The sequence below is a fragment of the Exiguobacterium sp. A1_3_1 genome (genome assembly GCF_048985645.1).
GTDB classification, from domain to species: domain Bacteria; phylum Bacillota; class Bacilli; order Exiguobacteriales; family Exiguobacteriaceae; genus Exiguobacterium_A; species Exiguobacterium_A indicum.
Genome location: NZ_WBYY01000128.1, coordinates 1 through 9,448 on the forward strand (window position 1 = coordinate 1; position 9,448 = coordinate 9,448).

Here is a 9,448-nt window from a genome sequence, read left to right on the forward strand (position 1 = left end):
TATAAGAGACAGAACAAAGGCAGTGAAGCGCTCGCTTCACTGCCTTTTCGTTTGAATTCATCGTCTTGGTCGAGACGCAAGAATGTCTTCAGCTTGATCCAAGTCTTCTTTCAAGACATACACCGCTACGCGATCATCCAAGTCTTTACTGAAACGTCGGAATAAAAACGAAGTCTTGACGCCGCGTTCGACTCGAATCTCTAAGTCAGCTGCTTCGAGTCGCGCAGCGTCCTTTAATAAATCTTCTCCTTTTTCACCAAATGCTTCCCCGATCAGTGACCATCGAAGGTTTTCCTTCGTTCGTCTGCTGACGATAACGAGAAATGCAATGACTAAAAGAATGATTAAAACCGTTCGAACTAGCTGTATATCCATCTTTGCCTTCACCTCACCTACTATCATACCGAGTTAACGCGCATAAAGTAAACGTTCAACATAGCGGGCGAACGATTTACTTTTCAAACCTTGTTGGCGATACGCGATATAACCGTCAGGGCGAATTAAATATAATCCAGATTGCTTGATGCCAAAGCGTCGTGCAAGTTCACCACCTTGATCGACGACACCATCCTCTTTAAGGGATTGATGGATCGGTACTGTCTCAAATAGATCGGGATAGGTATAGGCGAGTTCCTTGAATGGCTCAAGAAGATCATCGGTTGCATTTTTTGGTAAGAACAGTAGTAATAAGAAATTCCGATCGGCACGACGTAACAATAGTTCGTTCTTTTTCGTCCGCGGGTGAACGACTTCACTGTAAGGCATCGGTTCACCTGGTTTTGGTGTCAATGGACTAAAGTGTCCTTGTGTGACGAAGGTCGAACTCGCTGGGTAGTGGCTGTTGAGCTGTGCAATCCGGTTCGTCACGAAATGATGTAAGGGTGCGATCTTGAGGCTATTACGAATGACTTTTTCCTGCAAGGGTAATAAAAAGGGAATATTGATTTGCAAGAGTTCCGTTGCAAGATTGGTTGATCGTAAAATCCCTTGTGCCGCTTCTCGACGTTCGACGCTATAAGAATCAAGTAACGGAAAACTCGCCTTGAACTGATGGACACACCATAGTTTCCAAGCGAGGTTCATCGCATCAGCAATTCCGGTATTCATTCCTTGACCACCGACGGGTGAATTGATGTGTGCTGCATCCCCGATCAAATAAATCCGGTGGTGTCCGAATTTCTCGATAATCCGGTTATGGACGCGAAACATCGAATACCAATGGACTTTTTTGAGCTCAAACGGTACTTTGGCTCGATTTTGTAAAAAATCGTCAATCGCTTTATGGTCGGTCGGAACAGGTCCGCTCGTTAGATTGCCGGTAATCCGGAACAAGTTCGACTGGAGAGGGAACGACTCGATAACGCCATGATCAGAGAAAAAGATATGAACCTCCTCAGAAGAGAGCGGCCAGTCGACCTCGATGTCAGCCAGTGCCCACGATTCTTTAAACGACTTCCCGCTGAACGGAAGCCCGAGCTCACGACGGACGAAACTGTTTGCACCATCTGCTCCGATGATGAAGGAAGCGTCGACCGTCTCTGTTTCTCCTTTATGTTGTAAGGATGCTGTAACGAATGTTGGAAATTGAGCAAACCCTGTTAATTCTGTTTCGCGCTCGACTACGTGTCCATATTTGGCGAGTTGCGCTTCGAGAATCCGTTCCGTCTCACTTTGAGGCAACAGCGTGACGAACGGAAAAGGTGTATTCAAATCCGTAAAATCAAGTTTTGCCTGCCATGCACCATTGACATAGAGGTTTCCTTGATTGATTTTGATTGCATTCTCCATCAAGTCTTCTGCAACACCAAGCCTTGCGAACAACTCCAGAGAACGCGCTTGAATCCCGATCGCTTTTGAGACGACAGATGGTCCGCTTGCACGTTCGACGATGCGAAAGGATAATCCATAGCGTGAGAGTGCGAGTGCGAGTGTTAAACCGGTTGGTCCGGCACCGATAATGAGGACATCTAATTTTTTATTCACGGATAACCCCCCTTAATTTACATCTTAGCCAAAACTCGTTACCATTAAACTATTGATGACACGCTTGACGTGTGAAAGGATGAAACTTGTGAACGAACAACTTTTTACGACAGAACGATTGATTGCGAATTTTAAAGAATATATCCGTCAGAATGAGGCACATCTGACGAAACGACATGCGTTAAACGCCTATTACAAGACGGTAGCAGGATCGATTTTATCGGACCGGATTGCTAAGAATGCGGATCTCATCGTCCGTATGCGCCATCTGGAAGAGGCGTACCAACACGTTGCACAAGAAGGGCGATGAAACAGGTGAACTTAGCCGATATCCGAAAGCATTACGTAGATTCTGAAGAACGTTTACCTCGTCATGCGGCAGCTGTACTCGTTCCATTAGTCGAGCAAGATGGCGAAGTCTATTTGTTATTTCAAGTGAGAGCTAAGACACTACGTTCGCAACCAGGTGAAATCGCTTTTCCAGGTGGTCGGATCGATGATGGTGAATTACCGAAAGCAGCAGCTGTCCGTGAAACGGTCGAAGAATTAAATGTCAGTGCTTCTGAGATTGAAGTGATTGGAACGCTTGAACCACTCGTGACACCGAACCGGTCGATCATTTACCCGTATCTTGGTATTCTTCATGCGACGGACTTTAATCCTTCGCCGGCCGAAGTCGATCATGTGTTTCTCGTGTCATTAACGGAATTGATGACTTCGAAGCCGATTAAAGGAGATATGGAGTGGCGGATCCGCCCCGGTAAGGAAGTGCCAACCGAACGCATGGCGAATCGAGAAGCCTATCTGGATCGTACGTATACAGTCACGGAGCACTTTTATGAGCACGGGGATTATCTGATTTGGGGATTAACCGCTAAAATCTTGCGCCAGTTCTTAGCTCAATTGACGCGTGACTAGCTTTTTCGGTCGTTATTTTATATGATTAACTGTAATTGAACGTGTCAGGAGATGAGTCAAATGGAAGAAACAGAAGAGTTATTCGATTATATCGTTGGCGATATGGTAAAAACGAAAGAAGGCTGGGTAGCGGAAGTAACGGCAGTATTGACAAATACGGTCGTTGGTGATGTATCCCACACGAAAAACTTTGAGGCACTCGGATTAGAGTTTGAAAAACAAGTCTTATTAAAGTCAGAGATTGAATTGTTAGAACGAAAAACAAAGTAACACATGAAAGCACACCACATGTTGGTGTGTTTTTTTATGTTCATCCAGCGAACTGAATAATAATGAAATCCTACATTCTTTTGATTTTTGAAGAATTAGACAAAATGACTGAAAACATCGAAAAGATACATTTATTACAAAAGAGTAACAAAGATTAATTCGTAACAGAACAGTTACAAAATATAAAAACGTTGATATACAACGATTGAGAGCGTTTTTTGTAAGCGTGTAACCATTTCGTTACTTTTTGACAGATATATTTCAATTCATAGTGTTCGCTTTTCAAACTATTTGTCATCGTGATACGTTGTGCGGGTCGTAAAACGGCGAGAAAGGTTGGCATCAACATGAAACGAACATCATTCCTTTTTTCCCTTTGTATAGCGGGATTCATATTTATTCTATTGCCGCAACATGAAGCGTCGGCAGCACAAATCGGGATCGGTACGGAGAAAACGATCGTACAAAATCCATTAGAGATGAAGCGTCAAGCTGCTCAAGAGAAGCGTGAACAAGCAGAGGCGAAAAAACAAGCGCGTCTAAAAGCCTTGGCTAAGCAAAAAGCAGACGCAGAGCAAAAAGCAAAAGCAGCACAAGAAGCCAAAAAGGAAACACGACAGGTAAAGAAACAAAGTCGAACACAAGCAAACGCTAACCGTTCCACAAAGCGTACGGAAACGTTTGAGACGACAGCATATACGACGAATCCAGAAAACAATGGAAGCCGTTTGTATAATGGTCGTGCCTTAACAGCATCGGGTTATGACGTCACGAATACGATTACATACGAAGGACGTCGCATCGTTGCTGTCGATCCATCGGTCGTACCGCTTGGAACTAAGGTACATGTAGAAGGTTTCGGCGACGCAATTGCGCTCGATACTGGTGGTGCGATTCGCGGGAAAATCATGGATCTTCTTGTCGGTTCAAAACAAGAAGCTTTAGAATGGGGTCGCCGTCAAGTCACGGTGACGTTCGAATAAGAGCAGTATACGGTTAGGCGATGGATAGTTTCCATCGTCTTTTTTGTTTTGAGGAAGGATAAAAGAACGATCTGTTCGATGTTGGATTTAGAAAACAGGGGAAAGAGTGGACGGAATAGGTTTTAGAATGTCCAAGAAAGGGGAATTTTACAAAGATAATAAACCGGGAAACGAGGGATGGTTCGTGATTGAATTCAAGGATGTCGGCAAAACGTATGCAGACGGAACAAAGGCAGTGCAACACGTGAATTTTACGGTTGAACAAGGCGAGATTTTTTGTTTGATCGGTCCTTCAGGATGCGGTAAAACAACGACCATGAAAATGGTTAATCGATTGATTGATCATACGGAAGGACAAATTTGGATCGATGGTGAACCGATCATGTCGATCAATGAACATGAACTCCGTCGGCGAATTGGCTACGTCTTACAACAGATTGCCCTCTTTCCACATATGACGATTGAGGAGAACGTCAGCGTCGTACCTGAGTTATTGAAGTGGAATAAGGAGAAAGTAGTACAACGGGTCGATGAATTATTTCGGTTGACTGGGTTAAACACCTCACTTAAGAAAAAATATCCAAGTGAACTCTCTGGTGGACAGCAACAACGTGTTGGGGTTATGCGGGCACTCGCAGCAGAACAAGACGTCATCTTGATGGACGAACCATTTTCTGCGCTTGATCCCATTTCACGGGAACAATTACAAAATGATTTGTTGCATCTAAACGAAGAGCTTGGTAAAACAATTTTGTTCGTCACGCATGACATGAATGAAGCGTTGAAACTAGGGAGTCGCATCTGTCTGATGAACGCTGGAGAGATTGCTTTCATCGGTACGAAGGACGAGGTACTAGCAAGTAACGATCCGTTCGTTCAAGAATTCATGCGTCAAGTCAGGGGGAGTGTCGAATGAATGGATTGATCGAAACGTATCAAGACCGGAAGACTGAATTGCTTCAAGCGTTGATCGAACATATCCAATTATCTGTCATCTCCTTGCTCATTGCCTGTGTGATCGCTATTCCGCTTGGGATTTACTTATCACGTAACAAGCGTCTGAGCGAGTGGTCGATTGGTGTGACCTCAGTCATCCAAACGATTCCATCACTCGCATTACTTGGTTTGATGATACCGCTTGTCGGGATCGGTACAGTACCGTCGATCATTGCACTTGTCTTGTATTCTTTATTACCAATCGTTCGAAACACTTATACAGGGCTTGCCGAAGTTGATCCTTCGATTAAGGAAGCGGCACGCGCATGTGGGATGACTCCGATGCAGAGCCTTTGGAAAGTCGAGCTCCCACTAGCTTTACCTGTTATGATGGCCGGGATTCGGACCGCGATGGTACTGATCATTGGTACGGCGACGATTGCCGCCCTGATCGGTGCTGGAGGATTAGGCTCGATCATTCTTCTCGGGATTGACCGTAATGATAACTATCTATTATTGCTCGGTGCGATTCCAGCAGCACTGCTCGCGCTTTTATTTGACGGCTTATTACGTCAAACGGAAGTAGCGACTCGTAAACGACAAACAGCACGTCTCGTAACGGCAGTCGTCTTGATGGTTGCGATCGTCGTCGCACCTTTTGCTGTCGGTCGCAGTGAACGACCAGATCTCGTCGTCGCTGGAAAACTAGGTGTAGAACCGGAAATTTTAATGAACATGTATAAGATTGTCATTGAAGATGAAACGGATTTGACGGTACAAGTCAAACCGAACTTCGGGAAGACGACCTTCGTCTATAAGGCGCTCGAATCAGGTGATATCGATGCGTATCCAGAGTTTACAGGAACGGTGCTCGCTAGTTTGACGAATGAAAAACCGAAGTCGAATGATGCAAAAGAAGTGTATGAACAGGCAAAAGCCGGTCTTGAAAAACAAGATTTAGCCTTGCTACCACCGATGAACTATAACAATACCTATGCTGTAGCTGTTCCAAAGAAATTAGCAGACCGTTACGATTTGAAGACGATCTCTGATTTAAAACAGGTCGCGAATCAGTTGACGGCTGGATTCACGTTAGAATTTAAGGATCGACAGGATGGGTATAAAGGAATTCAAGATAAATATGATGTTAATTTCCAGAAAGTCGTCACGATGGAACCAAAATTGCGCTATAAAGCAATCGAGTCAGGTGAGATCGATGTCATTGATGCTTACTCGACAGATCCGGAGATTGCGAAATACGACATGGTCGTCTTAAAAGACGATCAGCAACTATTTCCTCCATATGAAGGAGCTCCTCTTCTGCGACAAGAGACGATCGAGGAGTATCCAGAAGTAAAACAAGCACTTGAGCAATTATCAGGTAAAATTTCAGATGAAGAGATGTCAAAAATGAATGAAGCTGTCGCATACGGCGGAAAGACGGCGAATGAGGTCGCTCGTGATTACCTGAAGAAGGAAGGCGTCATTCAATGAAACTTTTACTGATCAGTAACCCGACAGCTGGGACGAACGGCACCGGATTACTTGGAGAAGTCATCGAACCATTAAGTACATTATTCGATGAAATCGTCATCAAGAATACGAAGCAAGCTGGAGATGCGATGCAATTTGCGGAAGATTCATCCGCATTTGATGCGGTCGTCGTCATCGGTGGAGATGGAACGGTGTTTGAGACAATCAACGGGGTCGCAAAACTGGATGATCGCCCGATACTCGGCATCATTCCTGGAGGGACCTGTAACGACTTCGCTCGAACGCTTGGCTTACCGATGGCTCCTCGGCTTGCTGCAGAAGCGATCGCGATGCAACACGTTGTTCAGGTCGATCTCGGACAAGTCGAAAATAGCTATTTCTTGAATTTCCTTGGTGTCGGTCTTGTCGCAGAGGCATCGATTGGCATCGATACAGAAGAAAAAGCACGCCTCGGGAAGATGGGATATTATCTATCGACGATTCGCTCAAGTCTAGAAGCACAACCCTTCGAATATGAACTGATTTTAGATGAAGGTCGTCACATGACCGGCGAAGCGGTTCTCATTCTTGCGGCAAACGGAGAATCGCTCGGTGGAATCGAGACGAACTTATCAGATGGAGCCTATAATGACGGGAAACTTGATTTAGTGATCGTCGATGAAGTAAATTTAACAACCATTCGAGATGTGATCCTTCAAAAAATTGGTCTTGCCAATGATCCTTCCTTTACACATATCTTGACGAGTGGATTTCAGTTGAAAACAAAAGACGCAAAAGTGATCGATACAGATGGTGAAAAAGCCATCCATACACCGGTTACAGTTAAAGTATTGCCGGAGTATCTGCGCATGTATGGAGGCACACAATAATATAAAGTAATGAATGAAAAGAAGGTCGTCATAAAAAACGGCCTTCTTTTTTATCTTTCAGTACATATATGCGGTTATGCTTTGACGCTTTAAAGAAAATATTTGATAAAGGATGACTTTCAATGATTCTTTCTGTACAATGAAAAAGTATTTTGAAAAGGAGGTGGAGCACCATGAAAGGAAACGCATGGGCTTCAAAAGTTGGATTTATTTTAGCAGCAGCGGGATCCGCCATTGGTCTGGGGGCCATCTGGAAATTCCCGTACACGACTGGAACGAACGGAGGAGGCGCGTTTTTACTCTTGTTCCTCGTGTTTACCTTATTACTTGGACTGCCCGTTTTAATTGCCGAGTTTTTAATCGGTCGTACGAGTGGAAAAACAGCACTTCAAGCGTTCTCGGCACTTGGTCATAAGAAGTTCACATTCATTGGTGTACTGGGTGTCATCGCCTGTTTCTTGTTGCTCTCTTTCTACAGCGTCATCGGAGGATGGGTTTTGATTTATACCATTCTTGGTTTCACAGGTCGCCTGACGACGATGGACAGTGGTGCGCTTGGTGAATTGTTCGGAACGATTTCCGCCTCACCGTTATATGTCATTTCAGGGCAATTGATTTTCCTCGCTTTGACATGTTGGATCGTCTTACGTGGTGTTCAATCCGGTATTGAAAAAATGAGTAAAATCATGATGCCATTATTATTCGTGTGCTTCATCATCCTTGTCGTTCGATCATTGACACTTGATGGTGCAATGGAAGGTGTTAAATTCTTCATACAGCCTGATTTTTCGGTCCTCAACCGAACTTCTGTCCTGAGTGCGCTTGGCCAAGCGTTCTTCTCCTTATCGCTCGGTGTATCAGCGATGCTGACGTATGCTTCCTACATGAAGGAACGTGGCGAGATTAATCGTTCCGCCGCATGGATCGTCGCGATGAATGTCGCGGTCTCATTATTAGCTGGATTCGCTATTTTCCCAGCTGTTTTTGCTTCGGGTCTTGACCCTGCAGAAGGACCGGCATTGCTTTTCATCGTATTGCCGACTGTTTTCAGTCAGATCCAGTTTGGCTCGTTGTTCTTAACACTTTTCTTCCTTCTGTTTGCTTTCGCATCGATCACTTCATCGATTGCTATGCTTGAGGTCGTTGTTGCTTCATTAACGGATCGTAAGGAGAATGCGACATCGCGTGATAAAAAGCGGACGACATGGCTTGCGACACTTGCGATTGCGATCGTCGGAATTCCGTCCGCACTCTCGTTCGGTATGTTGAGTGATGCTCAATTCATGGGGAAAACGTTCTTTGACAGCGTTGATTTCCTTGTCTCGAATATTTTAATGCCGATTGGTGCTTTACTGATTTCGATTTTTGCTGGGTACAAGCTCGATCGAGCTCTTGTCGAACAGGAACTCGTGACGAGTCCATTCATGAAAAAAATCGTGCCTGTGTGGCGTGTGAGTGTTTGTTACTTGAGTCCGATCGCAATTTTGATCATCCTTGTATGGCCAATGTTCGGATAATAGATCATGGGTAGTCGACAATTTTGTCGACTACCTTATTTGTTGTCAAAAGAATCATGCGAAAGAAAGAACGAATAGTTCATTCTTCGGTCTGATGCGATATTTTTAAAAGTATGTTGAAATATAAATACACGAGGCGTAACATTTCGGAAAAACGGGAAACTTTTTGTTAGACGTTACGTAATGTTAAAATAAAGACACGTAAACCTGATAGAAGAATCAGTACGAAGGAAGAGGGGATGACATGAAGTCTTCATGGTGGATATTTGGTTCCATCGGTATGATGTTCGTATTTCTACAATTGGCCGATACGTTCAACTTCTCGGGAATCTTCATCGCTCTTGGTTTGTGGTTCATTTGGAGCGGTTATCGAACAAAACCAGGTCGACGATATCGGACAGAACGGAAATCGACCGAAATCAAGCGGAAAAATGTGAAAAAGAAATTACTACTTGATGACGAAGATGAGTTCGTCGGG

The 9,448-nt window shown here is 44.4% G+C and carries 10 protein-coding genes and 1 pseudogene; 9 read left to right on the forward strand and 2 right to left on the reverse strand.

The features are described 5' to 3' along the window. Positions 1 to 57 precede the first annotated feature (57 nt). Together F8N00_RS12985 and F8N00_RS12990 are read right to left on the reverse strand one after the other, a co-directional pair. Complete coding sequence (locus F8N00_RS12985) at positions 58 to 375, reverse strand: hypothetical protein (protein WP_023468605.1); 318 nt, start codon at positions 373 to 375, stop codon at positions 58 to 60. A 33-nt stretch (positions 376 to 408) separates the two neighbouring features. Continuing rightward, positions 409 to 1,983, reverse strand: a complete 1,575-nt coding sequence (locus F8N00_RS12990) for an FAD-dependent monooxygenase (RefSeq protein WP_023468604.1) — start codon at positions 1,981 to 1,983, stop codon at positions 409 to 411. A gap of 79 nt (positions 1,984 to 2,062) precedes the next feature. Between F8N00_RS12990 and yvfG the strand changes: the two genes are divergently transcribed. From yvfG to F8N00_RS13035, 9 genes and pseudogenes are all read left to right on the forward strand, one after another. Further along, the gene (gene yvfG / locus F8N00_RS12995) at positions 2,063 to 2,293 is read left to right on the forward strand and encodes a protein YvfG (protein ID WP_217448908.1); all 231 of its coding nucleotides are present in this window, start codon (positions 2,063 to 2,065) and stop codon (positions 2,291 to 2,293) included. Then, entirely contained in the window at positions 2,290 to 2,901 is a 612-nt protein-coding gene (locus F8N00_RS13000) for an NUDIX hydrolase (RefSeq protein WP_035396864.1), read from the forward strand. Before yvfG ends, F8N00_RS13000 begins: the two co-directional genes overlap by 4 nt. A gap of 60 nt (positions 2,902 to 2,961) precedes the next feature. Continuing rightward, a complete protein-coding gene (locus F8N00_RS13005; RefSeq protein ID WP_023468601.1) occupies positions 2,962 to 3,171 on the forward strand; it encodes a hypothetical protein in 210 nt (69 codons plus the stop codon). Between the two features lie 347 nt (positions 3,172 to 3,518). Next, a complete protein-coding gene (locus F8N00_RS13010) occupies positions 3,519 to 4,154 on the forward strand; it encodes a 3D domain-containing protein (RefSeq protein ID WP_035396866.1) in 636 nt (211 codons plus the stop codon). A gap of 184 nt (positions 4,155 to 4,338) precedes the next feature. Continuing rightward, positions 4,339 to 5,070, forward strand: coding sequence for an ABC transporter ATP-binding protein (locus tag F8N00_RS13015; RefSeq protein ID WP_035396921.1), 732 nt, complete (start codon positions 4,339 to 4,341; stop codon positions 5,068 to 5,070). Beyond that, positions 5,067 to 6,584, forward strand: a complete 1,518-nt coding sequence (locus tag F8N00_RS13020; RefSeq protein WP_023468598.1) for an ABC transporter permease/substrate-binding protein — start codon at positions 5,067 to 5,069, stop codon at positions 6,582 to 6,584. Before F8N00_RS13015 ends, F8N00_RS13020 begins: the two co-directional genes overlap by 4 nt. Further along, on the forward strand, positions 6,581 to 7,453 hold the full coding sequence (locus F8N00_RS13025) for a diacylglycerol/lipid kinase family protein (protein ID WP_035396868.1): 873 nt from the start codon (positions 6,581 to 6,583) through the stop codon (positions 7,451 to 7,453). Before F8N00_RS13020 ends, F8N00_RS13025 begins: the two co-directional genes overlap by 4 nt. A gap of 173 nt (positions 7,454 to 7,626) precedes the next feature. Beyond that, a complete protein-coding gene (locus F8N00_RS13030) occupies positions 7,627 to 8,970 on the forward strand; it encodes a sodium-dependent transporter (RefSeq protein ID WP_023468596.1) in 1,344 nt (447 codons plus the stop codon). Positions 8,971 to 9,214: 244 nt separating this feature from the next. Beyond that, a pseudogene (locus F8N00_RS13035) lies at positions 9,215 to 9,448 on the forward strand (5-bromo-4-chloroindolyl phosphate hydrolase); the annotation flags it as partial.

What these genes read in the sequence shown, in the direction of transcription:
- F8N00_RS12985 (WP_023468605.1), bottom strand. Translation starts at nt 375, where the DNA reads ATGGATATACAGCTAGTTCGAACGGTTTTAATCATTCTTTTAGTCATT.
- yvfG (WP_217448908.1), top strand. Translation starts at nt 2,063, where the DNA reads ATGAAACTTGTGAACGAACAACTTTTTACGACAGAACGATTGATTGCG.
- F8N00_RS13000 (WP_035396864.1), top strand. Translation starts at nt 2,290, where the DNA reads ATGAAACAGGTGAACTTAGCCGATATCCGAAAGCATTACGTAGATTCT.
- F8N00_RS13005 (WP_023468601.1), top strand. Translation starts at nt 2,962, where the DNA reads ATGGAAGAAACAGAAGAGTTATTCGATTATATCGTTGGCGATATGGTA.
- F8N00_RS13010 (WP_035396866.1), top strand. Translation starts at nt 3,519, where the DNA reads ATGAAACGAACATCATTCCTTTTTTCCCTTTGTATAGCGGGATTCATA.
- F8N00_RS13020 (WP_023468598.1), top strand. Translation starts at nt 5,067, where the DNA reads ATGAATGGATTGATCGAAACGTATCAAGACCGGAAGACTGAATTGCTT.
- F8N00_RS13025 (WP_035396868.1), top strand. Translation starts at nt 6,581, where the DNA reads ATGAAACTTTTACTGATCAGTAACCCGACAGCTGGGACGAACGGCACC.
- F8N00_RS13030 (WP_023468596.1), top strand. Translation starts at nt 7,627, where the DNA reads ATGAAAGGAAACGCATGGGCTTCAAAAGTTGGATTTATTTTAGCAGCA.